Consider the following 23,213-nt stretch of genomic DNA (forward strand, 5'->3'; position numbering starts at 1 on the left):
GTGCTGCGCGCCAGGCGGCCGGCGAGCCGCTGGTGAGCGTCCGCGCGCTCAAGGTCGAATTCAGCGGCCGGCAGCGCCTGTTCCGCCGCGCCGCAGGCGTATCTGCCGTCAATGGCGTCGACCTCGATATCGGCGCCGGCGAGACGGTGGCGGTCGTCGGCGGCAGCGGCTCCGGCAAGACCACGCTTGGTCGCGCCATGTTACGGCTCATTCCGGCGGCCGGCGGAGAAATTCGCTTCTACGGCAAGGAAGTGGCCCCTGTGCCCAACCGTGAGTTTCGTCTGGCATCGCAACTCGTGTTTCAGGACCCGTACTCGTCGCTCGATCCGCGCATGCGCGTCGGTGAGATCGTCGCCGAGCCGCTGCGTCATGTGCCAGAGCTTACGACCGCCGAGCGCGATCGGCGCGTCGAGGCGATGCTGGAGGAGGTGGGCCTTGCCGGCTTTGGGCAGCGCTGGCCGCATGAGCTGTCCGGCGGACAACGCCAGCGGATTGCGATTGCGCGCGCCATCGTGCGGCATCCTTCCTTCGTGGTCGCGGACGAACCGGTCTCCGCGCTCGACATGACGATCCAGGCGCAGGTGCTGCGATTGTTCGAGCGGCTGCAGGGGCAATACGGTTTCGCCTGTCTGTTCATCAGCCACGATCTGGCCGCCGTCGAGCAGGTCGCCGACCGCGTGGTGGTGATGCAGGGCGGCCGCATTGTCGAACAGGGCACGCGCGACGACATTTTCGATCGTCCGCAGCATGACTACACCAAGGCACTGTTGGCGGCCGCGCCTGTGCTCGATTTCTCCGGACCGGAAAACGTGCGCGCGTCCGGCTAAGTAAAAGGTATTGGTAATGAAGCGTATCCTTGTTGCGTTCGGATTGATGATTGCGGTGATCTCGGGCGCCCGGGCCGAGAGCGTGCTGCGGACGATGATCACGACCGATATTCGTGGACTGATGCCCGGCAACAGCCCTGACGACAACACCGGTACTGTTCTGCAGAATATCTATGAAGGTCTCGTCGCCTGGCGAGCGGACGGCACCGTGGCGCCGATGTTGGCCAGGGACATCGGGGTCTCGTCGGACGGTCGAACCTATACCTTCACGCTTCGCGACGGCGTCAGCTTCCACAATGGCGCACCGCTCAGCTCGCGCGAGGTGGTCTGGACCTGGGAGCGCTTTCTCGATCCCAAATCCTCCTGGCCGTGCCGGACCAATTTCGACGGCACGCGGCAGATCAAGATTGTCGGCATCGAGGCACCGTCGCCAGCGCAAGTCGTGTTTCGGCTCGCCGAGCCGAGCGGGGCCTTCCTCAGCATGATGGCGCGCGCCGATTGCGACGGGACCGGCATTGCGCATCCCGATTCCGTCGGCCCCGAAGGGGTGTGGAAAGCCGCCATTGGCACCGGCCCATTCAGGCTCACTGAATGGCGGCGCGGTCAGTTCATCGAGCTGGCACGCAGCGAGAACTATGTCGCGCGGAGCGAGCCTGCCGACGGTCTCTCGGGCGCCAAGCTTGCAAAGGTCGACCGTGTCAGGCTCACCATGATTCCCGATCCTGCTGCGGCGAAAGCGGCGATGCGGTCGGGCGACCTCGAGCTGTGGCCGGCGATTGATCCGAAATTCGCGCCCGAACTGAAGGCCGCAAGTCTCATCGTCGCGTCGTCACCGGTCGCATCCTTGAATACGGTGGTAATGCAGACGAACGATCCCCTGTTGAAGGACAAGCGCATCCGCGAGGCGATCGCCGCCTCGCTCGATTATCAGAGCATGAGCGACACTCTGACCGACGGTTACGCCAAGCCGAGCACGTCGCTGGTGCCGATGTCGAGCCGCTATTTCGGCGAGGTCGAGAAAAGCGGCCGTGGTTACGATCTTGCGCGCGCGAAGAAGCTGCTGGCCGATGCCGGCTACAAGGGGCAGCCGATCAAGGTCACCACCAACTCGCGTTTTGCCGTGATGAACGATGTCGCCGTGCTGGTGCAGGCCATGGCGCAACAGGCCGGCATCAACATCAGTGTCGAGGTCATGGAATTCGCGACCCAGTTAAGCCGTTACGCCAAGGGCGATTATCAACTCATGGTGTGGAACTACACGCCCTATCTCGATCCCGTATTCGGGCTCGATCGCTTCATCGGCGACAAGAGTGCGCAGCCCGACCGCGTCTGGTCCAATCCGCAGGCGATTGCGCTACTGGCGAAGCTGATGGACACGGCATCGCCCGATGCGCGGCAGCCGCTGTTCGATCAGTTGCATGGACTGTTCATGGACGATACGCCGATGATCGTCTGGAGTTCGGGCGTCAACGTGTCGGCCTATTCGAAGGCGGTCCGCGGCTACGAGCCGTGGCCCGGCCGCAAGCCGCGATTCTGGAATGTCGAGGTGATCAGATGATTTCGCTGGCCCGGCGTACGCAGCATCACTGGCCGGACGGCGCGCGCTGCGTCATCGGCCTGACGCTCGACTTCGATGGCACGTCGCTGGAACTGGGGCGAGGACAGTTGCCGTATGGCGCGCGGTCGCACGGCCGCTATTCCGCCAAGTGCGGCATTCCGCGCTTTGTCGATATGTTTGCGCGCCAGAACGTGCCGTGGACCTTCTACGTTTCTGGTTACGATGCGGAGGTGAGCCCCGATCTGGTCCGCAGCATCTCGCGATCCGGCGTCGAGATCGGCTCCCATGGCTATTTTCATGAAGGCTCCGATCCCGGCGATGCCGAGCCCGAATTGCTCGAGCGCACGCACCGGCTACTTACCGAGATCACTGGCGTGGAGCCCAGAGGATGGCGGTCGCCGTCCGGACACAAGACAGCGCGGACGCTGCGTAAATTGCGCGAGCTCGGCTATGTCTATGATTCCAGCGACAAGGATTTCGACCTGCCGTATCTCGCCCGTTACGACGGCGAAGAGCGCAACGACTATGTCTGCCTCCCCAACAACACATCCAGCCTGGACGATTTCCCGTTCTATCGCGTCAGCTATACGCCGCCGTCGGAAGTCCTTACTCACTGGAAACAGGAGTTCGACGCAATCTATGCCGAGGGCGGCTACTTCAATCTCACGGTGCACCCCCGCGTCGGTTACGGCTCGGGCTCGCCGGCGCGCGTCGCGATCGTGGAAAGACTGATCGAATACATCAGGCCGCATGAGGGCGTGCGCTTTGTCGGCATGCTCGAGCTCGCGCAGTGGTGCCTGGCGCGGCCAGCCGAATGGCGGCGCGATTGGAGCGGACAATGACCATGACCGCCATTCCCGTCAGCGTGAGCGTCAATCTCCAGGGCAAGACGGTGGAGCAGCGCCAACTTGGCGAGGATGCGCTGTTCGGCCGGGCTTCCTACGGAAAATACGCCTATGCGGTCGGATGCGAGCGGCTATTCGCGCTGCTCGATCGCCACGGTATCAAGGCGACCGTGTTTGTTCCGGGCGCCGAGGCGGAAGCCAATCCCGATTATATCTCGGCGCTTGCCGGGCGCGGGCATGAGATCGCGGCTCACGGCTGGGCGATGGAGGAGATGGACGCCGACGGCATCGATGAGCGGGCGCTGCTGGCGCGAACGCATGCGACGCTCGAACGCATTGTGGGCCGAGCACCGCGCGGCTTCCGTGCGCCGCATGGGCGGCTTTCTGGACGGACCCTTGGCCATCTCGCCGAACTTGGCTACCGCTATGATGCGAGTTTTCAGGACGACGACGGGCCGTATGCGCTCGATGCCGACGGTGGCGTCGGGATGATCGAGGTGCCGCAGTCGGAAATTCTGATCGACGCCACGCTGTATGCGCAGCGGCAGACCCACGACCGGGTCATGAAAACCTGGCGGGAAGAGATCGAGGCAATGCATCGCGAGCATTGCCTGATTTCACTGACCCTGCATCCGCGCAGCGACTACGGCAGTGCCCGCGCAAGCCGGATTGCCGCCCTCGATCATCTGCTCGCCTGGGTGAGCGGTCTTTCCGGCACCTCATTTATGACCCTGGAACAGATCGCGGAGTCGGCCAGAGCTTAGTTCCGTTGCTCGTTCCATCGTTTGCCGCGCAAAAACTCGCGGGGCGAGACGTCGCCGCGCCGGGCGTTCAGTTGTTCGGCAAGGCCATGCCGGCGGGCTTTGAGCCCCACATGCAGAAACTCGTCGGCTCGAAGCCGAATTGTCGCGGCCGGTGCGTGGCCTCGTCCTCGATCTCGTCGACCCCGACCGAATATTCGAAGATCATGCCGTCGGGTCCCCTGAAGTAGAGGAAGCGTGCGCCCGACGTCGGATGCCGGCCCGGGCCGAACACGATGGGAACGCGGCGCTCACTGAGGAAATAATAGGAGCGCAGCACATCGTCGCTGCTTTCCACCTGATGATTGATGTGCTGGATGCCGGCTTTCGGGGCACGCACAAGCGCGATCGTGTGATGGATCGCATTGACGCGCATCAATGGGATGTCGCCGATACGGTCGCTGACGCGGGCGTTGCACACCTGGGTCCAGAACCGTTCGTCGCGGGCAGGATCGGTCGAATTCAGTCCGATATGGCTGAAGCCGGTAATCCCGGCGTCGCGGCTGGCAAAATAGCGGCGCCCGCTTCGTTCCGGCCGCACCACGAGTTCAATGTGGTTACCGGTCGGATCGCGAAAACCGATAAAGGCTCTCACCTTGCGCTGCTCGGCCTCATGCGGGGAACCCGCGTGGACGGCGTGGCCAAGCGACTCCAGCGTCGAAGCCGCTACCTGCAGGCTGGCCTCGTCCTCGACCTCGAAGCCGACGGTCTGATGATTGGGATCGCCTTCGGAATAGCACAGCGTGTGCGCGCGGGCGTCGGAGCGGAGGTAGAGGTCCTTCTTGCCGCGTTCGGCAATCTGCAGCCCGAGGCAGGTCGTGGCAAAATTCTCGGCGGATTCGAGGTCGGGCGAACCGAGGCGAACGTAGCTCACGTCCTTTAGCTGAATCATGCCGATCTCCTGCGCATCTCCACCGCTGCGCCCAGTTCCGGTACATCTTTGCTTTCGCTGCCCCAGTCGCAGAGCGAGGTAGCGGTGAGCGGGAACTGCCGCGCCAGTCGCGGCTTGCCATCGAACGTGGCCATGCCATTCACATAAGAAAAGATCAGGCCGTCAGGTCCCTCGACATGCAGAAACATCTGGCGCGAGGCCGGTTCGCGGCCCGGGCCCTGAACGACCCTGATCTGGCTTTCCTGCATGAAATAGCTGTTCTGCATGAGCTGATCGAGCGCTTCGACCTCGAATGCCGCGTAGAGAATCCCGTTACGTTTCGATGGATAAAGCGCAACGCGATGATGCAGTCCGTCGATCCTGACATAGGCGATATCGCCGACCCAGTCGCTGACCTCGGCGCCGAGCGCACGCCAGAACGCGAGGTCGCGGACGTGGTCGGTCGTGCGGAGGCCAACGCCGTGAAACGCGACGATGCCGGCATCGCGCGCGGGGAAACAGCGCCGGCCACTTCGGGTCGGCCGGACCACCAGATCAATCCGGTTGCCCGATGCATCCTCGGCCATCAGCGACGATTGCACGTAGCGGCGCCGGCACTCGCCGGCGGTGGCCTCCCTGGCCGTAAAGCCGGCCTCGCGCAATCGCTGGCCGATCTCCCTCAATGCCTCATCGTCCCAGACTTCTATTCCAACGCTTTCGCCATCCGGGGCCTCGTGGCCGAGGCTGACCGTGCGAAAGCGGTCGTCTGAACGAAACGCAATCTCGCCATCCTGATCGGCGACGCGCTGCAGTCCAAAGATGTCGGATACAAAGCGTGCGCTGGCGCTGGGCTCGCTGACGGCCAAGCGGACGTAGCAGACGGAACTGATCAGCGGTGTCGCACGGCCATTGTTCATCGTGTCCGCGCCTTCGGATGCTGGTGCTCGAGGAAAATCTTGATCATCCGCCGCCAGACCGCGAACAGCTCATCGAACCATTTGGGATCATTGTCCCAGAGTGTGCGCAGCGCCATGCCGCGGACGACGCTGAGCGTCAGTGCGACGATGTCGGCTGCAAGCGAGGCCGGTACGCCGCTCGCCGCCAGCGCCTCGGTCCAGGCGGTCTCGACCGGCCGGCGGGCCTTGCGGGAGATGTCGAGGATTTGCTTGCGGACGGCCTGGTCGGTCGAGGTCGACAGCACGATGTCGATCGCCACCATGAAGTGTTCGCTGAAGAAGAATTCGCGGGCGTCCTCGATGACGGCTTCGATCAGGTCGCGCGGCCGGTTGACGGCGGCGGCGCGACGACGGCTTTGGATCTGGGCCTGTTCGAAAACATACTCCAGCGTCGCAACAACGAGCGAATCCTTGGTCGGGAAATGGTGGAGTTGCGCCCCCCGCGACAAGCCCGCCTCGGCGGCGACATCAGCGGTCCGAAAACGGGCATAGCCGCGCCGGCGTATCAGCTCCGATGCAGCCTTCAGGATTCGCGTTCGCGTCTCCTCGGTGCGTTCCGCCTGGGTCCGTCGCCGGGCGGTGCCAAGCGATCGGCGCGCGGTTCTTTGCGGGGCGGGGACACGGTCGGGACGGCTCGCCATTTTCACACCTCGATCTGGACCTGTCCGTCAACGATGGTGACGGGATATGTTTTCAATGCAACCTCGCAGGGCATTCCGATCGGCTCGCCGGTGGTGACGTCGAACGTGCCGAAATGAAAAGTGCATTCCACGATCTTCCCGCTGATGATGCCTTCCTCCGCAAGCGAGGCTTCGCCATGCGTGCACATGTCGGCGGTAGCGTAGATCGTGCCATCGACCCGATAGAGCGCGACATTGGAGCCATCGGGCAGGGGAGCCTGCTTGATTTCGCCTTCGACCACCTCCTCGGCGGCACAAAGAGTTACTGTTTCGGGCATCGCATGGAACCTAGAGCATGGTGCTGCCGCCGTTGACGCTGATGACCTGTCCGGTCACGAACGAGGCTTCGGCGGAAGCGAGATAAGAGACCATGGACGCGACTTCCTCCATTTCGGCCGGACGGCCCATGGGGATGACGCTGACGAACTTGGCGGCGAGTTCTGGGTTGCTCTTTGTGATCGCCATCATCTGCGGTGTGTTCACAGCGCAGGGGGCGACCGTGTTCACGGTTATGCCGTCCCGGGCGAATTCGCGCGCCATGCCGGTGGTGAGGCCGTGAACGCCGCCCTTGGCGGCGTTATAGGCGGCGTGATCCCACAAACCATTGCGGACGGAGTCCGCGCCGAGATTGATGATGCGGCCATATGCCTGCGCGCGCATCCTGGGGACCGCATACCAGGAGCACCACAGGACAGTCCACAGGTTGCGGTCGATCGTGGTCTTCAGCGTTTCCGGCGAATGCTCCGCAAAGGCCTTGATGATGCCGCCGCCGGCATTATTGACGAGAATGTCGAGCCGGCCGAACCGCGCGCTCGCAAGGTTGACGGTCTTCTCGGCTGTATCTTGATTGGCGAGGTCGCCGGCATGGCTCGCGACTTCCGCGCCGAACTCCTTGGCGAGATGCGCGGTAGCCTGCTGCAGTCCGCTCTCGTCGAGATCGGCAAGCACCAGCCTGGCGCCGTCCCTTGCCAGCCGCTCAGCAATCGCAAGACCGATGCCTTTTGCCGCACCGGTGACAATGGCAACATTATCTCTGAGTTTTTTGTCCATGTCCGCCATTTCTTCAGAGAATGATGCTGACGCGACCCTGGGCGCGCAGCCCCTCGCTGTCCAGAAGGCAGCGCTTCTCCTTGATCCGGAACGTGCCGGCGCTGGGCACCAGGCGATAGCGATTGCTGCCGAAATAGGTGTCGGTCACGCCATCCTTGGTGCGATAGGTGATGAATGCCGAGCTGACCTCCAGATCGTCGCCGATCTGCTTTCGGATTCGCACGTTGCTGACGAGATGACGTGTCCTCGAATGCGGGAACTCGGCGTGTGCGGTTCGCTTCATCAGGCGCTTGACCCGTTCGCTGAGCCGGAAGCGGTCATCGGCGACATAGAACAAATTGTTGTCAGGCGAAGCATCGACGGCGAGATCGGTGGCGGGGACATAGTAAATCGCGTCATCCGTGAACAGTTCCAGCCATTCCGGCAGGCGCCATTCGTCGAGCAGTTCGGCTTCCGCAAACAGGAAATCCTCGACTTCCGTGCGAGCTATCGCGTGCATGACTGTTACTCCGTCGCTCATGCCGGCACCCTGAAAACGTGTTCATTCCAGTTCGACCAGAACGCACGCATCTGCAACTCGTCGTCATAGGACGGATTTTCCTTGCCCATGCCCTTTGAAATATCGTTCCACTGCGCTTCGGCGGAGTTGCGAAAGCCGCGCTGACATTGTTCGAGCGCCTCGACGTCGTCGGGCGTCGCAAAGCCGCCGGGCCCGAGAAACTCGAGAAAGTTGAACAGCCGGTACTTCCGCGCCCATTCGGTCTCCTCCCTGGGGGCGAGCGCCCAGGCGCTGATATTCATGAAATCGGGTGCGGCGGGATAATAGGTCCGCACCGTCACCGCCATGATGTCGTTGATTACGAGGTTCGGGAAGATGAACAGGTTGCGATTGAAGGTGGCGATGCGGTCGGCCCGTTCCTTCCCGAACCGGGTGAGCAGGCCGTCATAAAGACGCGAGAGTTCGCGCTTGCCTTCCTCGCCCCAGGAAGGAATCCATTGCGCCACGGGACGGCCCCAGGGCGCCTTGTATTCGAGTACGGCATGGCCTTTGCCGAGATCGCGAGCCGATCCCTCGAACGCGACCTGGGCAAGCGCCCCGGTCGCCGACTTCAGATAGTCCAGATAAGTCGCGTGCGTCGTCAGGGCGTGGTAGCCGTCGATGCTGTTTTCGGTCAGAAGCTTCCAGTTGGCGCGCATCGAATATTCCTGCGTACCGCCGACGATGGTCATCCCGGTTTCGGCCTGGTCGCAGATCACTTCGAGATATTCCCTGACCGGGCCGAGATAGTCCGCGAGGCTTTCGACGCCCTTGTCGAAACAGATGAAATTGAAGTCGCGATAACTTTCGAAGCGCGGAACCTGCTGCATGTTGGAGGGCGAACGCTCCTTGAAATCCTCGGCGTAAGACGTCTCTCCCGGTTGGCTACGCAGCCTTCCGTCGAGCCCAAAGACCCAGCCGTGATAGAAGCACTGGAAGGATTTGGCGCTGCCGTGTTTTTCGCGGCAGACCTGGGCCCCGCGATGCGGGCAGGTGTTCAGCATCGCCTTGAGATTGCCTTTGCTGTCGCGTGCGAAAAGGATGTTTCGGCCGCCCACCTGACGGGTGACGAAATCGCCGGGCTTGGCGAGTTCGGAACTATGGCCGAGATAGAGCCAGCATTTGTCGAATATTCGCGTCCGCTCGGCCTCCAGAATATCGGGGTCGACAAAGGCCTGGCGCGAAACCTTGAAGATCTTTCTGGATTCGTCGACCATGAGCGCGGTGTTCATCCGCTGGAACGCGTTCATTGCTGTCTCTCCCCAAGAGTTCTTTGCCTGTTTTCATTTCAAGGCGGTCCGCAGATCGTAGGCAGGTGACTCCAGATCGGCACGAGCAGGGCGCTTGTTCGCCGCGATCACACGCCGCAGCATGGCCATCTCCTTGGCGGCGTTGACCGACAGCGCACCGACCACATCCGAACCGCGCATCGCGATTACCGAGAACTTTCCCGAACGCGTATCGCCACGAACGATGTGATCGCTGTCGAGCATGTCGCCGGCGACCTGAATGTTCAGGTCGTACTGATCGGTCCAGAACCAGGGCGGGTCGTTATATGCGCTTGCCTCGCCGATCATGTTGGCAGCGACCGATATTGCCTGGTTCTGCGCATTGGCCCAGGTTTCGACCCGGATGGCGCGGCCATGACAGCGGCTCCATTGCAACGCGGCGTCTCCCGCGCAGAACACGCCGGGCGCCGCGGTACGGCCGTTGGCGTCCACCGCGATCCCCGCAGTCGACGGCAACCCAAGGCGATCGGCGACGGTCGGCACCGATTCGACGCCAATGCCGACCAGCACCAGATCGGCGGCGATCTTGCGGCCATCGCGGAGGGTTACGCCATCAGCCGTGGCGCCGCTAACCGTCGTGCCGAAAATGAAGCCGACGCCATGGCTACGGTGCTTTGCCGCGACGAGATCACTGACGATGGACGGAAACGCGCGCGCCAGCAGGCGCTGTTCGCTTTCGATCACGGTGACCGCGCATCCCATCTTTGCCGCCGCACAGGCTGCTTCCAGGCCGATCACGCCGCCACCGACAATCACGATTCGTGACTTGTGCTGGATCGACTTGCGGAGGCGCAGCGCATCCTCGACATTGCGGAGGTATTGAACCTCAAGTCCGCAATTCTCGAGCGCCGCGAAGCGGCGAGGGCGCGTGCCGGTCGCGATCAGCAGGCGGTCGAAAGCGAATGAGCGGCCGTCCGCGGTCGATACGGTCCGGCGATCAGCATCGCAATCGGTTACGGCCGCGCCGGTTTCGAGCCGGACTTTCAACTTGTCGTGCCAGTCACCGGCTTGCTTGATATAGGTGACGGGCGTGTCCGGCTCGTGAAGCATTTCCTTCGAGAGTTGCGGCCGCTCATAGGGCGGGTGCGGTTCTTCGCCGAGCATCGTTATTGCGCCCTGAAAGCCCCTTGCGCGCAGGGCTTCCGCGGCCCGGCCGCCGGCCTGACCCGCACCTGCAATCACGATGTTTTCGATGTGCGCCGACAATTTTCGGATCTCGTCCGTTTAGCTCCCCCGACCGCGATTGTCGCGGCCGACATTTATTCTTCGATTGCAAGCATAATAAAAACAGTCCAACCTGCTTGTAAAGTAAGATCGCGACGGCGTCGGCCGAATGTTTGGCACGGCACGTTTCGGTGCATAACGACAACGAGGAAGCGTTTTGGCCGAGGCTATCGACCTCCATACCCATTTCGTTCCGCGCAGCATCCCGTTGGAAACGGGGCGCAATCCGCTCTGGCCGTCGATCGAGACCAGAGAGAACGATGCTGCCGCGGTCATCGTCGGCGGCAAGGTATTTCGCGTCATCGATTCCAGAAGCTGGGATGCAGAACGCCGGATCGGCGACATGGCGGCTGATGACGTCGACGTGCAGGTCGTCTCGCCGATGCCGGAATTGTTGTCGCACTGGTTTCCGACTGGGGACGCGGATGCACTTTGCCGTCACGTCAATGAGGGGATCGCGGAACTGTGCAGTGCGCACCCCCGGCATTTCATCGGCATCGGCATGGTGCCGATGCAGGATACGGCGCTCGCGGTCAGACGGCTGGAGGAAGTGAGTTCGCTCGGCCTGCGGGGCATCGAGATCGGGACCCACATCAATGGTATCCCGCTCGGCGATGCGCGGCTGCGCGAGGTCTATGCCGCGGCCGAACAGGCCGGCCTGATGGTGATGGTCCACCCGCTGCATCCGCTCGGCCTCGACCGCATGGGCGGACGGCCCGAACTCGCCGCCGTTGCCGCATTCCCGCTGGAAACGGCCTTCGCGGCGGTGTCCCTGATGACGAGCGGCATTGTCGATGCGTTTCCGAAATTGAGGGTCTTGCTCAGCCACGGAGGCGGAGCGCTGCCCTGGATATTGCCGCGCTTGCGGCATGCGAGGGCGATTGGTCCACCTCTGGATAGCCTGTTTTCGTGCGATCCTGGCGAGATGGCGAAGGCATTCTATTACGATACCATCCTCTATGATCGCGCGGCGCTGGACTATCTCGTTACAAAGGTAAGCGAGGAGCGGCTGGTGGTGGGGTCGGACTATCCATTTACCATCAAGCAGGACCGTCCGGCCGAATTCGCGGAAGCAGCGCTGGGCATTGCGCGCGAAACATTCGCTGATAATGCGCGAAACCTGCTCGGCCTCGAAACAAGGTCGATGGCGCGCCGCGCCCGTTGAGAGGGAGGTTGTCCTGGGTACGTGCTATTCCTATCCCCAATTCTGTTCGCTGGGACCGCTGCCGCCGCGCACGCCGGCCCGCCCGGACCCGCAAGTACCGCGCGGCAGCGCGCTCGGCAGATGTGCGCATGGCAAGATAGGCGCGTTCTATTTCTACATGGAAGGTTCGAGCGATGATGCCGCGTTTGGCTTCTGCGATATCGAGGTGTCGGTTCAGCATGTCGGCGAAGGCAAGGTGAGATTGGAACTGTATTGCATTGCCGACGGCTATCAGAGCGAGCGCGGTATCGGCAGGCGACATCCGTTGAAACTGGCGATCCTGGCGAAAGACAAGGTTCTGGCAACGGTGGACTGGCATTTTCCCGACGTGATCTGCGGTCACGCCGATCCCATGCATTTCGCAACGGATCTTGCCAGGGCGGATGATCTCTTCGCCGGCATTGACCGAATTGAACTGGTCGGGACGACAGGTGAATCGGAACCTTGCGGGTAGGTCTGACGTATCAGCATTGGCCGGTGTTTCGGTGGGATCGATAAACCGGATGGACTGCTTGTAATAAAATGTTCTCTTGGATAGTAAACCAGCGTACAAGTAAGAACAAATCGAGGACCGTCTCTCCGGCCAATGGCGGCAACCTGTTGATGTTGAGGAACAAGTCATGCGCGCGTGCCGGACGATCGCGTTCAGCCTGTTCGTTGTATTGCTCGGGATGAACGGGGCCGATGCTGCATCCTATCCGTCGCGGCGGATCAACCTCGTCGTGCCGTTCCCGGCGGGCAGCGCGACCGATGCCGTGACCCGGCGTCTGGCCGAAAGCATCGGGGCTGCCACCAACGCAGCCGTGGTGGTCGAGAACAAGCCGGGTGCCGATGGCAATCTGGCGGCGTTGTCGGTTTTGAAGGCCGAGGCCGACGGATACACGGTGTTCGTGACCACCAACTCGACCCAAGCCGCCAACGTCAATCTATTCAATTCGATGCCCTATGATCCCGCCCGCGATTTCGCGCCGGTTGCCGGGATCATGACCATTCCAATGATGCTGACGGTCAGGGCAGAGTTTCCCGCGCGCAACGTGGCCGAATTCGTCGCGTTGGCAAAGGCGCGCGAGAAGCCGTTGTCATTTGGCAGCGGCAACACGTCGAGCCGGGGTGCGGCCGAACTCTTCCGCTCTCGTGCTGGAATCGGAATGCAGCACGTTCCCTATCGCGGAATGCCCCAGGCCCTGACCGACGTTCTTTCCGGCGAGATCGATTGCGTGTTCGCCGATCCATCCAGCGCGCAAGGCTTGGTGCAGGATGGGCGTTTGCGGGTGTTGGCGGTGACCAGCAGCGAGCGGCTGGCGTCGATGCCGAACGTTCCGACGGTGGCGGAAGCCGGGTTACCCGGATCTGATATGACCGCCTGGGTCGGCGTCTATGTGCGGGCCGGTACGCCGGCCGATGTCATTGCCAGGCTCAATGAGCTTACGACCGCATTCGTCACGCGCGAGGAAACCAAGGCATATCTGGAATCGGTCGGCGCAAAGCCATTTCGCGCGACCCCCGAGGAACTGGAAGCATTTCAGGCGGCGGACACCAAGCGTTGGGCCGAGATCGTTGCGATCGCGAAGATCGAGAAGAAATGATCCTTCGGCCATCGATGCCGGCGTATCTGAACGTTACGCGTCTCAAGCCGCCCGTCGTCGCTTGCGGGTCTTGGCGCGTGGCGCTTCCGTCTCCTCGCTCTCCTTCTGACCCTCCGGCAGCGTACCATCGGACATGGCGAGCAGATTGTGCTTCATGGCCAGCAGCGCATCCGATGCGCCTTCAAGCTGCTTGCGGTCGATCCCGTTGACGATCATGGCGTTGAACTTGTCGGTTTCCTTGCGAAGTTTTTCGAGGAAACCGCGGGCCTGCTTGGTGACGTAGACGCGCTTGACGCGCCGATCGACGGGATCGGCCTGACGGATCACGAAGCCGGAAGATTCCAGGCGGTCGATCAGCGCCCCCACGGCAACCTTTCCGACGTCGAGCTCGTTGGCGAGCTGGGTCTGGGGCAGGCCGTCCTTGCGCGAAATGAACGCGAGTACCCACCATTGCGAGCGGGTGATTCCGAGCGGCGCCAGGGCGCGGTCGAACATCATCCTCCTGAGCCGCGACACGTCGTGGATGAGATATCCTAGCCGGAGATCCCAATCGGGCTGATCAACCATGATGTTTCCCTTGAAGCGAGTCGGGGCGGATCTTCAACTAATACCATACACCAGCGTATTTTAAAGGGCATATCGCGATTTCCGGCGCGAACTGAAGCTTTTTCCAGCCAGCCGTTAATCGGTTTACAAAATAAGTACGCTAGTGTATGAATTGTGATGCCGGTTCTGGCCGGAAATCGCGAAGCGCGATCAAAATCGCGCCGCAGGGAAGGAAGACCACCATGTTCGACGCCGCCGTGCTTCAAGGCAAGCGCATCCTGGTCACGGGCGGAGGCACCGGGCTTGGCAAGGAAATGGCGGTGGGGTTCGCGGCCCACGGCGCGCATGTCTACATTTGCGGGCGGCGCAAGGAGGTGTTGGATCTCGCGGTAGCCGAGATCCGCGAACGATCGCGCGGGCAAGCCGACGCCTTGATCGCCAACGTCCGCGATCCTGATAGCATCGAGGCGATGATGTCGGCAATATGGGCGGACGGTCCGCTCACCGGCCTCGTCAACAATGCGGGCGCCAATTTCCTGGCACCGACCGAGAGCCTGTCGCCGCGAGGCTACGAGGCGATCCGGTCGACGGTGATGGACGGTTCGTTTTACGCGTCCGTTGCCTGCGGCAAGCGGTGGATTGCTGCGGGGCTGCCCGGCGTCATCATCAGCAATCTCGTCACCTGGGTCTGGACCGGATCGGCCTACGTGGTGCCGGCGGCGATGGCGAAAGCGGCGGTGCACGCCATGACCATGTCGCTGGCGGTCGAGTGGGGTCCCAAGGGCATTCGCGTCAATGCGATCGCGCCGGGTCCGTTTCCGACCGAAGGCGCGTGGGACAAGCTCAATCCGTTGGCGGAAACCGGCGTCGGCGCGACGCAGGCGGACGAGGTTCCGTTGCGTCGTTTCGGCAAGATGGATGAATTGCGCAATCTCCTGATCTTTCTGATGTCGGATGGCTGCAGCTACATCACCGGCGACACGATCAGCATCGACGGCGGCCATCATCTGGCGGCGCCCAGCACTTTCGCGGGCCTGGCAAAACTGTCGCCGGCCGACTGGCAGCGTGCCCGCGAGGCCATTCAGGCCTCGGTGCGGAAGGAAAAGGAAACGCGGTCGATCTGACGCGTGAGCGACAAAATTGGCTTGCGGCACGAGGAGAGAGGCACCCATGGATCTCGCGATGTCGACCAAGAGCTTTGATTGCACCATCGACGCCGGCCTTGCCCACATCGTTCTCAATCAGCCAGACCGCGGCAATCCGATTGATGGGGAGTTCTGCCGCGAATTCAGCCTGTGCGTTGCCGAACTCAGCGAACGGGCCGACGTGCGGTCGGTCCTGCTGTCGGCGCGAGGCCGTCTGTTCAGCGTCGGCGGCGACCTGACCTCGCTGGTCAAGCAGGGGGACGCGCTGCCCAGAACGATCAAGGCGTGGACAGCCGATCTTCATGCCGCGATTGCGCGAATGGTTCGGATGCGGGCGCCTGTCGTCGCCGCCGTGCACGGCAATGTCGCCGGTGGAAGCGTGTCGCTGATGGCGGCTGCGGACCTGGTTGTCACTGCGGAATCTGCGCGCATCTCGTCGGCTTTCTCAAAGATCGGGTTCAGCCCGGACAGCGGCTCCACCACCACGGTCACGCGCCGGATCGGCGTGGCGCGCGCGAGACGATTTTTCCTGCTGGCCGAGACGCTGGACGCCAGCACAGCCCTGTCGCTCGGCCTCGTCGACATCGTCGTTCCCGATGGCGACGTGCAGCGCGAGGCAGAACGAATAGCGCGGGAACTGGCGGCGGGTCCGACCGAAGCCTATGGCGCGATCAAACGCCTGTTTTCGCAGACGCTGGACCGGTCGCTCGAAAGCCAGTTGGAGGAGGAGGCGCAAACGCTCGCCGCCATTGCGCGGACGGCCGACGCGCGCGAAGGCGTCAAGTCATTCGTCGAAAAGCGAAAGCCCGTATTCACCGGGCGATGAAGTCAGCGCCAGGCCCCATCGGGACGCGACAATCTTGCCCAGTTGCAAGCTATCGTAATCCAGAATAAGGTACACTAGTGAACTAAATCAATCCGAACATAGAATTCGGAAGAATCCGCCGCAGGAGGGAAAGATGACCGCAGCCGCCGCCAAGCGAGATGTTTCTCCCGCCAGTTTCCGCGACGCCGGATACTGGCTCGACAAGACCGTTGATCAGCTTCTTACCGAGGCGGTGGCCAGGACGCCTGACAAGGTGTCGATCGTCGCCGACCGGGCAGATCGCGGGCAGGCGCTTCGTCTGACCTACAAGGAGCTCGAAAGGCGCGCCAACTGCGCCGCCACCTCGCTGCTGCAACTCGGCGTCGGGCGCGGCGACATTGTGACGGTGCAACTCCCGAACTGGTGGGAATTCGTCGTCACTGCCTTCGCCTGCAGCAAGATCGGCGCCGTGATGAATCCGGTGATGCCGATCCTGCGCGAGCGCGAACTGGTCTACATCCTGAATTTCTGCAAGGCCAAGGTCTTCATCGTTCCGAAGACCTACCGCGGATTCGACTACGCGGCGATGGCGCAGGGGATGCGCGGCGATCTGCCCGATCTCCAGCACGTGATCGTCGTCGATGGCGACGGACCTGACAGTTTCGAGCGAGCGCTGCTGGCGTCCGATCCCGCAAAACTTCCCTCAGGGCTGGCTCCGGATGACATGGCTGTCCTGATGTTCACCTCGGGCACGACAGGCGAGCCGAAGGGCGTCATGCACACGTCGAACTCGCTCGTTGCCTGCTGCAAGGCGCTGACGGGCAGGTTCGGTCTCGATTCCAGCGATGTCATGCTGGTGGCCTCGCCGGTGGGCCACATGACGGGATATGCCGCGATCGTTCTGCTCTCGGTCTATCTTGGCGGCACGATGGTCCTTCAGGACGTGTGGGAGGCCAAGCACGGCGTCGGCCTGATGGCGAGTGAAGGCGTTACCTATACCGCCGCCTCGACGCCGTTCCTGAGCGACATCTGCGAGGCCGTGAAGGCGGGCGCTCCTCATCCGAAGGATCTGCGCTCGTTCCTGTGCGGCGGCGCGCCGATCCCTTCCGTGCTGATCGAACGGGCGGCCAATGAACTCGGTCTAAAAGTCTGTTCGCTCTGGGGCATGACCGAGATTCTGTCGGGCACGCTCACCGAACCTTCGCGGGCAGGAGAAAAGTCGGCGACCACAGACGGTCGGGCGCAGGATGGGATGGAAGTCCGGATTGTCGATCTCGACGGCAAGCCGGTGCCCGCCGGTCAGTCGGGCCGGTTGCTCGTTCGCGGCGCCCAGATGTTCAAGGGCTACTACAAGCGGCCGGAGCTCCAGACATTTGACGGCGAGGGATGGTTCGATTCCGGTGACCTCGCCTACATGGACGAGGATGGCTACATCCGCATCTCGGGCCGGGTGAAGGACATCCTGATCAGAGGCGGCGAAAACGTGCCGGTCGTCGAGGTCGAGAACCTGCTCTACAAGCATCCTGCCGTGGCCGCAGTCGCCGTCGTTGGTTTTCCGGATGCGCGGCTCGGCGAGCGGGGTTGCGCGTTCATCGTCCCGCGATCGGGCAGCACGATCGATCTGGCCTCGGTGCAGTCTTATTTGGGCGAGTGCAAAATGGCGAAGCAGTTCTGGCCGGAGCGCGTCGAGGTCGTCGCGGACCTTCCTCGCACCGCCAGCGGCAAAATCCAGAAGTTCAAGCTGAAGGAAATCGCTGCGGCGTTTGCCGAAACGAAGTAGCGCAGAGGCGGCATCCGTCCCGGTTATTGATCGCTGTAGGTCGGATCCCGCCGCTCGCGAAATGCCGCGACCGCTTCCGCGTGATCATTCGTCTCCAGCAGGATCACCTGCTGCCGGTCTTCCATCATGAGGGCCGCATCCAGACTTGGGGCGTCGATGAGGACGTTGAGCGCCTGCTTTGTGAGCCGCAGTCCCATCGGCGAGACGCGCAGCATTTCGGAGGCGAATTCCATTCCCTTGGCCAGCAGTTCATCGGCGGGAACGATATCGCTGAAGAGCCCGATCGCCTTGGCGCGCTCGGCCCTGAGGAAGCGGCCCGTAAGCAACAGTTCGGAGGTGACGGAAAGGCCTACCAGGCGGGGCAGGAGATAGCCTGAACCCATATCGCAGCCACCAACGCCGATGCGGATATAGGCGGCATTCATCCGCGCATCCGGCGCGGCAAAGCGGACGTCGCAGGCCAGCAGGAAAGAAAAGCCGGCGCCGCACGCGGCACCATGGACAAGCCCGATGATCGGCTGCGGGCAGGATCGCATCAAGCGGATCACGCCGGAATAGTTTTGCTGCATCCTGAGCTGGCGCTGCGGCCGTCCCTTGCCGGGTGCGGCAAACGCATCCGAGCCGAGTTCGGCGCCGGCGGAAAATTGCGGTCCGTTGCCGCGCAGGATCACGACGCGCGTCGTCGGCCGGCCGTGGAGACCGGCGAAATAGCCGGTCAGATCCTCGATCATTTCCGGTGAGACGGCGTTGAGCTGGTCGGGGCGGTTCAAGGTCAGGATCTCGATCGCGCCGCGGGTTTCCAGGGTAATCGTGTTCGGTTGCGTCACGGGCGATCTCCCATCGTTCATTGTCTTTGATGATAGATAGTAATATAGTGTACCATAATCGGGCGCAATGCTCGCAGGAGCATCCAGCGGGCTCGCAACAGGGCCGCAAGATAGCGACAAGACGTCAGGGAGACGAGACCATGCCATATCAGTCCGTGTTCAGGCCGGACCTGTTCAAGGGTCAGACGATCATCGTGACCGGCGGAGGCAGCGGAATCGGTCGCTGCACGGCCCATGAGCTTGCCGCCCTCGGCGCGAACGTGGCGATCCTGGGCCGAACGATAGAAAAGCTCAACGAGGTACAGCGGGAGATCGAGGAGGATGGGGGGCAGGTGATGAGCCACGCCTGCGACATCCGCGATGACGCGATGGTCGTGACCGCCATCGAAGCGGTGCTCGCGAAATACGGGCGCATCGACGGCCTCGTCAACAACGCCGGCGGTCAGTTTCGTGCGCCGCTGAAGGCGATCTCCACCAAGGGATTCGAGGCCGTCGTGCGCAACAATCTGACGGGCGGTTTCATCTTCATGCGCGAGGTCTATAACCGCTGGATGGAAGCCAATGGCGGCGCGATCGTGAACATCATCGCCGACATCTGGCACGGCTGGCCGGAGTTCGGCCACTCGGCGGCTGCCCGTGGCGGCATGCTGACGCTGACTGAAACGGCGGCCTGCGAGTGGTCGGGATCGGGCGTGCGCGTCAACGCGGTGGCGCCTGGCGGCATTGTGTCGAGCGGCTTCGATACCTACACGCCGGAGATGCAGGCGAAACTGCACGATTTCACCGAGCGCGTGCCGCTGCAGCGGTTTGGAACCGAAGCGGAAATATCCGCCGCCATTATCTTCCTGCTTTCGCCGGCGGGCGCCTATGTCACCGGCTCCTGCCTTCGCGTCGACGGCGGCACGCCGAATGCACGAACCACCTGGAAGCTGGAGCCACACAGCCGCAGCGTGCCGTTTGAAGGCTTTCATCGCGCCACACTGCCCGAGGTGATGAGGCGGAAAGCCAGCGCGTAACCGACCGTCGCCTAGTCGACGGCAATGATCAGCTTGCCGTGGTTCTCTCCGCGGTAAAGCCGGGCAATGGCGCCGGGAGCGTGTTCGAGCCCCGACAGGATCTCCTCATCGTGGACGATCTTGCCGTCGAGTGCGAACTGCGTCAGGTGCGTTGCCGCTTCCTCGAACTCGGCGATGTGGTCAAAGATAATGAAGCCCGACCATCGCAGGCGACGGGTGAGAACTTCCCGTTCAGGACGGGGCCCTGTGGGAACAGGCGTCCAGGAGGCGTTCGCGGCCGTGCCGCACTGGATGATCCTTCCGCGCAGCCGCATCGAGCGGATCGCCGCATCGGCGATTGGCCCGCCGGTGTTGTCGAAGAAGATGTCGTTGCCGTCAGGGCATGCCTCGCGGATCGCGCCGGCAAGATCGGTGGTGTCGCGATAATTGATCATCTGCCGATAGCCGTAGCGCGCTTGCGCCAGCGCTGCCTTTTCGGCTGAACTGGTCAGCCCGACGGCATGGCAACCGGCTATCCGTGCGAGTTGTCCGACAAAACTTCCGACGCTGCCGGCCGCCGTCGAGACCAGCACGTGTTCGCCGGGCTTGGGATCGCCGAGCCGGTGCAGCGCCAGGTAGGCCGTGAGACCGTTGATGCCGAGCAGGCCCAGATTGGCGCTCAGCGGCAATGCCGAGGGTGTTACGCGGCGCAGCACGGCCTGTGGCGTGGCGACACAGTACGTCTGCCAGCCGAACCAGCCATAGACGAACTCGCCCGCGTGAAACTCAGCGGCATTGCTCTCGAGAATTTCGCCGACGGCGAGCGCACGCATGGGCGAGTTGAGCGGCACCGGCGCGCTGTAGTTCCCTTCATCATTAGCCCATCCGCGTTGGGCCGGATCGACTGAGAGGTAGCGGTTCCTGACCAGGATCTCGCTCTTGCCGGGCGCGGGCATCGGTTCCTTAGCCAGCGCAAAATGCTCGGCTTGTGGTATTCCCCGCGGCCGCGAAACCAGCCGCACCTGTCGGTTCACGATAGCGCCCATGGTCAATCCTCCCAATTCGTACACTTGTGTACGATATCGCAATACGATAGAAAACGCCTCGAAGACAAGAAAGCGTTGCGGCGCAGGCCGTCTTATTCACCCCCGGGATCAAGCAAGAGGCAACAAATGGCGGGGCTCTTCTTCGAACAATTTTCGGTCGGACAGACATTCTCCCATGAAATCCGGCGTACCGTGACCGATATGGACAACATCCTGTTCTCGTCGCTGACCTACAACCCTGCGGCCGTGCATATCGATCACGAATACGCCAAGGGCACCGAGTTCGGAAAGCCGCTGATGAATTCGATCTTCACGCTCGGCCTGGTCATCGGGCTGTCGGTTCAGGACACGACGTTGGGAACCACCGTCGGCAATCTGGGAATGGAAGACACGAAGTTTCCGCGCCCGGTATTCGGCGGAGATACGCTGCGGGCCGAGACCAAGGTCGTATCATTGCGCGAAAGCAAGTCGCGTCCGACGCAGGGCATCGTGACCTTCGAGCATCGCGGGTTCAATCAGCGCGATGAGGAAGTGATCTACTGCCGCAGGAACGCTCTGATGATGAGGCAACCCAAATGAGACTGCGCTCCCTTCTGTTCGTGCCGGCCGACAGCGAACGGAAATACGTCAAGGCCACCGGCGTCGGCGCGGACGCGCTGATCCTTGACCTGGAGGACTCGGTTGCGCCGGGCCGAAAGGCCTTTGCCCGTGATGCCGTCAAGGCGCTTCTGGGGGAGGCGGAGAGGGACTGGTCGTTCCTGGTTCGGATCAATCCGTTCGGCACCGGCCTTACGCTGGAAGATCTGGCGGCGGTGGTGCGTCCGGGCCTCGACGGCCTTCTCATTCCCAAGGTCAACGGCATCGAGGATGTCGATCTCGTCTCGCACTATGTCGACGTGCTGGAGGTGGCCACGGGCATGACGCCCGGCCACGTGAAGCTATTGGTCGTCGCCACCGAAACGCCTGCCGCCATGATTGGTTTCAACGGCTATTCGCGCAAGAACAAGCGTCTGGTGGCGATGACCTGGGGCGCGGAAGATCTGGGCGCGGCGCTGGGCGCGCTCACCAACAAGGAAGCGGATGGAAGCTGGACGTTTCCTTACCAGGTGGCGCGGACACAATGCCTGTTCGCGGCGGGCGCCGCGGACGCGGCGGCGCTCGAAACGCTGTATGCTGATTTCAAGGATCAGACCGGACTTGCGGAAAGCTGCAGGATCGCGCGGCGTGACGGATTTGTCGGCCGGATCGCGATCCATCCCGATCAGGTCGCGACCATCAACACCTGCTTCACGCCGTCGGAATCCGACCTCGAACACGCGCGCCGTGTCGTCGCCGCATTCGCTGCCAATCCCGAGATCGGAACGGTCGGGATCGACGGCAAGATGTACGACATGCCGCATCTGACCGCCGCGCGTCGAACGCTGGCTTCCGTCGGGGAGGGAGGTTTCAATGGATAAATCGTTCTCCAATCAGCGCGACGTGCCGGAAGATCATGCCGCCATTCGCGACGGCGTTCGCGCCGTCGTCACCCGCTTCGACGATGAGTACTGGCTGGCGCGCGACGAGGACGGGGAGTTTCCCCGCGAATTTCACCGCGCGATGGCCGATGCCGGCTGGCTCGGCATCACCATGCCGGAGGAGTATGGCGGTTCCGGCCTTGGCGTGACCGAAGCCGCCATCATGATGCATGAGGTGGCAAGCCATGGTGGCGGCATGACGTCGTCGTCCGCCGTGCATATCAACCTGTTTGGCCCGCATCCGATCGTCGTGAAGGGAACGGATGAGCAGAAGCGGCGCTGGGTTCCGCGGCTGGTTTCAGGCGAAGACCAATGCTGCTTCGGCTTCACCGAACCGGATGCCGGGCTGAACACCACGCGCATCAAGACCTTTGCCGAAAAAGTGCCCGGCGGCTACCGCGTCCACGGACAGAAGGTCTGGACCTCGACCGCACAGGTCGCCAACAAGATCATGCTGCTGACGCGGACCACCAAGTTCGAGGACTGCAAGCGGCCGACCGACGGCATCACCATCTTCTACACCGACCTCGATCGTTCGAAGATCGAGGTCCGCCGCATTCCGAAGATGGGCCGCAAGGCGGTGGACTCCAACGCTATCTTCATCGATGGGCTGTTCATTCCGGAAGCGGACCGGATCGGTGAGGAGGGAAAGGGTTTTTCCTACATCCTTCACAGCCTCAATCCCGAGCGGATCCTGATCGCGGTCGAGGCGATCGGGATCGGGCAGGATGCGTTGCGTCGGGCGACACGCTACGCCCGGGAGCGCATCGTGTTCGATCGTCCGATCGGTCAGAACCAGGGCATACAGCATCCGCTGGCGGAGCGCTGGATGTATCTGGAGGCGGCATGGCAGATGGCGACGCGTGCCGCCTGGCTCTACGACAACGGCAGGCCGTGCGGCGCCGAGGCCAACAGCGCGAAGTTTCTGGGCGCCCGCGCCGGTCACGATGCGGCCTGGCAGGCCATCATGACCCATGGCGGCTTCGGCTACGCCAAGGAGTATCACGTCGAGCGGCTGTTTCGTGAGGTCGCGATTACACGGCTTGCGCCGATCACCGAACAGCTGATCCTGAGCTTTATCGCGGAGAAGGTGCTCGACTTGCCGAAGAGCTATTGATCGGCTG

At 62.5% G+C, this 23,213-nt stretch carries 25 protein-coding genes; 14 read left to right on the plus strand and 11 right to left on the minus strand.

Annotation, left to right across the window (positions count from 1 at the left end):
* From CQ12_RS07435 to CQ12_RS07450, 4 genes are all read left to right on the plus strand, one after another.
* Positions 1-827 (plus strand): ATP-binding cassette domain-containing protein (locus CQ12_RS07435; RefSeq protein ID WP_157088050.1); only part of this gene is annotated, 827 nt, incomplete at its 5' end.
* Positions 828-843: 16 nt separating this feature from the next.
* Positions 844-2,385, plus strand: a complete 1,542-nt coding sequence (locus tag CQ12_RS07440; RefSeq protein WP_057834694.1) for an ABC transporter substrate-binding protein — start codon at positions 844-846, stop codon at positions 2,383-2,385.
* Entirely contained in the window at positions 2,382-3,227 is an 846-nt protein-coding gene (locus CQ12_RS07445; RefSeq protein ID WP_057834695.1) for a polysaccharide deacetylase family protein, read from the plus strand. Before CQ12_RS07440 ends, CQ12_RS07445 begins: the two co-directional genes overlap by 4 nt.
* Positions 3,224-3,994, plus strand: coding sequence for a polysaccharide deacetylase family protein (locus CQ12_RS07450; RefSeq protein ID WP_057834696.1), 771 nt, complete (start codon positions 3,224-3,226; stop codon positions 3,992-3,994). The genes CQ12_RS07445 and CQ12_RS07450 overlap by 4 nt, the downstream gene beginning before the upstream one ends.
* 67 nt (positions 3,995-4,061) lie before the next feature.
* Here the strand turns inward: CQ12_RS07450 and CQ12_RS07455 are convergent, their stop codons facing one another.
* Genes CQ12_RS07455 through CQ12_RS07490 form a run of 8 tightly spaced genes read right to left on the minus strand, consistent with a single transcriptional unit; the run spans position 4,062 to position 10,620 of the window.
* The gene (locus CQ12_RS07455; protein ID WP_057834697.1) at positions 4,062-4,922 is read right to left on the minus strand and encodes a VOC family protein; all 861 of its coding nucleotides are present in this window, start codon (positions 4,920-4,922) and stop codon (positions 4,062-4,064) included.
* Complete coding sequence (locus tag CQ12_RS07460; protein ID WP_057834698.1) at positions 4,919-5,818, minus strand: VOC family protein; 900 nt, start codon at positions 5,816-5,818, stop codon at positions 4,919-4,921. Before CQ12_RS07460 ends, CQ12_RS07455 begins: the two co-directional genes overlap by 4 nt.
* Positions 5,815-6,498 carry a TetR/AcrR family transcriptional regulator gene (locus CQ12_RS07465; protein ID WP_057834699.1) on the minus strand — a complete coding sequence of 228 codons (684 nt, stop codon included), beginning with the start codon at positions 6,496-6,498 and terminating at the stop codon, positions 5,815-5,817. The genes CQ12_RS07460 and CQ12_RS07465 overlap by 4 nt, the downstream gene beginning before the upstream one ends.
* A gap of 2 nt (positions 6,499-6,500) precedes the next feature.
* The gene (locus CQ12_RS07470; protein WP_057834700.1) at positions 6,501-6,815 is read right to left on the minus strand and encodes a non-heme iron oxygenase ferredoxin subunit; all 315 of its coding nucleotides are present in this window, start codon (positions 6,813-6,815) and stop codon (positions 6,501-6,503) included.
* A gap of 10 nt (positions 6,816-6,825) precedes the next feature.
* On the minus strand, positions 6,826-7,587 hold the full coding sequence (locus tag CQ12_RS07475; protein ID WP_157088051.1) for an SDR family oxidoreductase: 762 nt from the start codon (positions 7,585-7,587) through the stop codon (positions 6,826-6,828).
* A gap of 13 nt (positions 7,588-7,600) precedes the next feature.
* The gene (locus CQ12_RS07480; RefSeq protein WP_198164088.1) at positions 7,601-8,086 is read right to left on the minus strand and encodes an aromatic-ring-hydroxylating dioxygenase subunit beta; all 486 of its coding nucleotides are present in this window, start codon (positions 8,084-8,086) and stop codon (positions 7,601-7,603) included.
* Between the two features lie 17 nt (positions 8,087-8,103).
* On the minus strand, positions 8,104-9,375 hold the full coding sequence (locus tag CQ12_RS07485) for an aromatic ring-hydroxylating oxygenase subunit alpha (protein ID WP_057834703.1): 1,272 nt from the start codon (positions 9,373-9,375) through the stop codon (positions 8,104-8,106).
* Between the two features lie 33 nt (positions 9,376-9,408).
* Entirely contained in the window at positions 9,409-10,620 is a 1,212-nt protein-coding gene (locus tag CQ12_RS07490; protein ID WP_057834704.1) for an NAD(P)/FAD-dependent oxidoreductase, read from the minus strand.
* A gap of 175 nt (positions 10,621-10,795) precedes the next feature.
* On the opposite strand from CQ12_RS07490, the gene CQ12_RS07495 reads away from it, so the two are divergent.
* The 3 genes from CQ12_RS07495 to CQ12_RS07505 all read left to right on the plus strand — a co-directional run bounded on the left by CQ12_RS07495 (position 10,796) and on the right by CQ12_RS07505 (position 13,428).
* The gene (locus tag CQ12_RS07495) at positions 10,796-11,803 is read left to right on the plus strand and encodes an amidohydrolase family protein (protein ID WP_057834705.1); all 1,008 of its coding nucleotides are present in this window, start codon (positions 10,796-10,798) and stop codon (positions 11,801-11,803) included.
* Positions 11,804-11,960: 157 nt separating this feature from the next.
* Entirely contained in the window at positions 11,961-12,296 is a 336-nt protein-coding gene (locus CQ12_RS43465) for a hypothetical protein (RefSeq protein WP_157088052.1), read from the plus strand.
* Between the two features lie 166 nt (positions 12,297-12,462).
* On the plus strand, positions 12,463-13,428 hold the full coding sequence (locus tag CQ12_RS07505) for a Bug family tripartite tricarboxylate transporter substrate binding protein (protein ID WP_057834707.1): 966 nt from the start codon (positions 12,463-12,465) through the stop codon (positions 13,426-13,428).
* Positions 13,429-13,470: 42 nt separating this feature from the next.
* Here CQ12_RS07505 and CQ12_RS07510 read toward each other — a convergent pair whose 3' ends face one another.
* Entirely contained in the window at positions 13,471-13,995 is a 525-nt protein-coding gene (locus CQ12_RS07510) for a MarR family winged helix-turn-helix transcriptional regulator (protein WP_083519171.1), read from the minus strand.
* Between the two features lie 221 nt (positions 13,996-14,216).
* Between CQ12_RS07510 and CQ12_RS07515 the strand changes: the two genes are divergently transcribed.
* The 3 genes from CQ12_RS07515 to CQ12_RS07525 all read left to right on the plus strand — a co-directional run bounded on the left by CQ12_RS07515 (position 14,217) and on the right by CQ12_RS07525 (position 17,704).
* Complete coding sequence (locus tag CQ12_RS07515) at positions 14,217-15,098, plus strand: SDR family oxidoreductase (protein WP_057834803.1); 882 nt, start codon at positions 14,217-14,219, stop codon at positions 15,096-15,098.
* A 46-nt stretch (positions 15,099-15,144) separates the two neighbouring features.
* Complete coding sequence (locus CQ12_RS07520; RefSeq protein ID WP_057834708.1) at positions 15,145-15,945, plus strand: enoyl-CoA hydratase/isomerase family protein; 801 nt, start codon at positions 15,145-15,147, stop codon at positions 15,943-15,945.
* Positions 15,946-16,078: 133 nt separating this feature from the next.
* Positions 16,079-17,704 (plus strand): AMP-binding protein, encoded by a 1,626-nt coding sequence (locus CQ12_RS07525; RefSeq protein ID WP_057834709.1) that lies wholly within the window; start codon positions 16,079-16,081, stop codon positions 17,702-17,704.
* Positions 17,705-17,727: 23 nt separating this feature from the next.
* On the opposite strand, the gene CQ12_RS07530 is transcribed toward CQ12_RS07525, so the two are convergent.
* Positions 17,728-18,531 carry an enoyl-CoA hydratase/isomerase family protein gene (locus tag CQ12_RS07530; protein ID WP_198164089.1) on the minus strand — a complete coding sequence of 268 codons (804 nt, stop codon included), beginning with the start codon at positions 18,529-18,531 and terminating at the stop codon, positions 17,728-17,730.
* Between the two features lie 140 nt (positions 18,532-18,671).
* Here CQ12_RS07530 and CQ12_RS07535 point away from each other — a divergent pair, with 140 nt between their 5' ends.
* Positions 18,672-19,547, plus strand: coding sequence for an SDR family oxidoreductase (locus CQ12_RS07535; protein ID WP_057834711.1), 876 nt, complete (start codon positions 18,672-18,674; stop codon positions 19,545-19,547).
* Positions 19,548-19,558: 11 nt separating this feature from the next.
* Here the strand turns inward: CQ12_RS07535 and CQ12_RS07540 are convergent, their stop codons facing one another.
* Complete coding sequence (locus CQ12_RS07540; RefSeq protein ID WP_057834712.1) at positions 19,559-20,572, minus strand: NADP-dependent oxidoreductase; 1,014 nt, start codon at positions 20,570-20,572, stop codon at positions 19,559-19,561.
* 126 nt (positions 20,573-20,698) lie between these two features.
* On the opposite strand from CQ12_RS07540, the gene CQ12_RS07545 reads away from it, so the two are divergent.
* The 3 genes from CQ12_RS07545 to CQ12_RS07555 are packed head-to-tail and all read left to right on the plus strand — an operon-like array spanning position 20,699 to position 23,206.
* On the plus strand, positions 20,699-21,151 hold the full coding sequence (locus tag CQ12_RS07545; RefSeq protein ID WP_057834713.1) for a MaoC family dehydratase: 453 nt from the start codon (positions 20,699-20,701) through the stop codon (positions 21,149-21,151).
* On the plus strand, positions 21,148-22,029 hold the full coding sequence (locus CQ12_RS07550; protein ID WP_057834714.1) for an HpcH/HpaI aldolase/citrate lyase family protein: 882 nt from the start codon (positions 21,148-21,150) through the stop codon (positions 22,027-22,029). The genes CQ12_RS07545 and CQ12_RS07550 overlap by 4 nt, the downstream gene beginning before the upstream one ends.
* Complete coding sequence (locus tag CQ12_RS07555) at positions 22,022-23,206, plus strand: acyl-CoA dehydrogenase family protein (RefSeq protein ID WP_057834715.1); 1,185 nt, start codon at positions 22,022-22,024, stop codon at positions 23,204-23,206. Before CQ12_RS07550 ends, CQ12_RS07555 begins: the two co-directional genes overlap by 8 nt.
* Positions 23,207-23,213: the final 7 nt, after the last annotated feature.

This window comes from Bradyrhizobium jicamae (assembly GCF_001440395.1).
GTDB lineage: Bacteria > Pseudomonadota > Alphaproteobacteria > Rhizobiales > Xanthobacteraceae > Bradyrhizobium > Bradyrhizobium jicamae.

Excerpts from the sequence above, each read along its gene's own strand:
- CQ12_RS07440 (WP_057834694.1), top strand. The coding sequence starts at position 844 with ATGAAGCGTATCCTTGTTGCGTTCGGATTGATGATTGCGGTGATCTCG.
- CQ12_RS07445 (WP_057834695.1), top strand. The coding sequence starts at position 2,382 with ATGATTTCGCTGGCCCGGCGTACGCAGCATCACTGGCCGGACGGCGCG.
- CQ12_RS07450 (WP_057834696.1), top strand. The coding sequence starts at position 3,224 with ATGACCATGACCGCCATTCCCGTCAGCGTGAGCGTCAATCTCCAGGGC.
- CQ12_RS07455 (WP_057834697.1), bottom strand. The coding sequence starts at position 4,922 with ATGATTCAGCTAAAGGACGTGAGCTACGTTCGCCTCGGTTCGCCCGAC.
- CQ12_RS07460 (WP_057834698.1), bottom strand. The coding sequence starts at position 5,818 with ATGAACAATGGCCGTGCGACACCGCTGATCAGTTCCGTCTGCTACGTC.
- CQ12_RS07465 (WP_057834699.1), bottom strand. The coding sequence starts at position 6,498 with ATGGCGAGCCGTCCCGACCGTGTCCCCGCCCCGCAAAGAACCGCGCGC.
- CQ12_RS07470 (WP_057834700.1), bottom strand. The coding sequence starts at position 6,815 with ATGCCCGAAACAGTAACTCTTTGTGCCGCCGAGGAGGTGGTCGAAGGC.
- CQ12_RS07475 (WP_157088051.1), bottom strand. The coding sequence starts at position 7,587 with ATGGACAAAAAACTCAGAGATAATGTTGCCATTGTCACCGGTGCGGCA.
- CQ12_RS07480 (WP_198164088.1), bottom strand. The coding sequence starts at position 8,086 with ATGCACGCGATAGCTCGCACGGAAGTCGAGGATTTCCTGTTTGCGGAA.
- CQ12_RS07485 (WP_057834703.1), bottom strand. The coding sequence starts at position 9,375 with ATGAACGCGTTCCAGCGGATGAACACCGCGCTCATGGTCGACGAATCC.
- CQ12_RS43465 (WP_157088052.1), top strand. The coding sequence starts at position 11,961 with ATGGAAGGTTCGAGCGATGATGCCGCGTTTGGCTTCTGCGATATCGAG.
- CQ12_RS07505 (WP_057834707.1), top strand. The coding sequence starts at position 12,463 with ATGCGCGCGTGCCGGACGATCGCGTTCAGCCTGTTCGTTGTATTGCTC.
- CQ12_RS07510 (WP_083519171.1), bottom strand. The coding sequence starts at position 13,995 with ATGGTTGATCAGCCCGATTGGGATCTCCGGCTAGGATATCTCATCCAC.
- CQ12_RS07515 (WP_057834803.1), top strand. The coding sequence starts at position 14,217 with ATGTTCGACGCCGCCGTGCTTCAAGGCAAGCGCATCCTGGTCACGGGC.
- CQ12_RS07520 (WP_057834708.1), top strand. The coding sequence starts at position 15,145 with ATGGATCTCGCGATGTCGACCAAGAGCTTTGATTGCACCATCGACGCC.
- CQ12_RS07525 (WP_057834709.1), top strand. The coding sequence starts at position 16,079 with ATGACCGCAGCCGCCGCCAAGCGAGATGTTTCTCCCGCCAGTTTCCGC.
- CQ12_RS07535 (WP_057834711.1), top strand. The coding sequence starts at position 18,672 with ATGCCATATCAGTCCGTGTTCAGGCCGGACCTGTTCAAGGGTCAGACG.
- CQ12_RS07540 (WP_057834712.1), bottom strand. The coding sequence starts at position 20,572 with ATGGGCGCTATCGTGAACCGACAGGTGCGGCTGGTTTCGCGGCCGCGG.
- CQ12_RS07545 (WP_057834713.1), top strand. The coding sequence starts at position 20,699 with ATGGCGGGGCTCTTCTTCGAACAATTTTCGGTCGGACAGACATTCTCC.
- CQ12_RS07550 (WP_057834714.1), top strand. The coding sequence starts at position 21,148 with ATGAGACTGCGCTCCCTTCTGTTCGTGCCGGCCGACAGCGAACGGAAA.
- CQ12_RS07555 (WP_057834715.1), top strand. The coding sequence starts at position 22,022 with ATGGATAAATCGTTCTCCAATCAGCGCGACGTGCCGGAAGATCATGCC.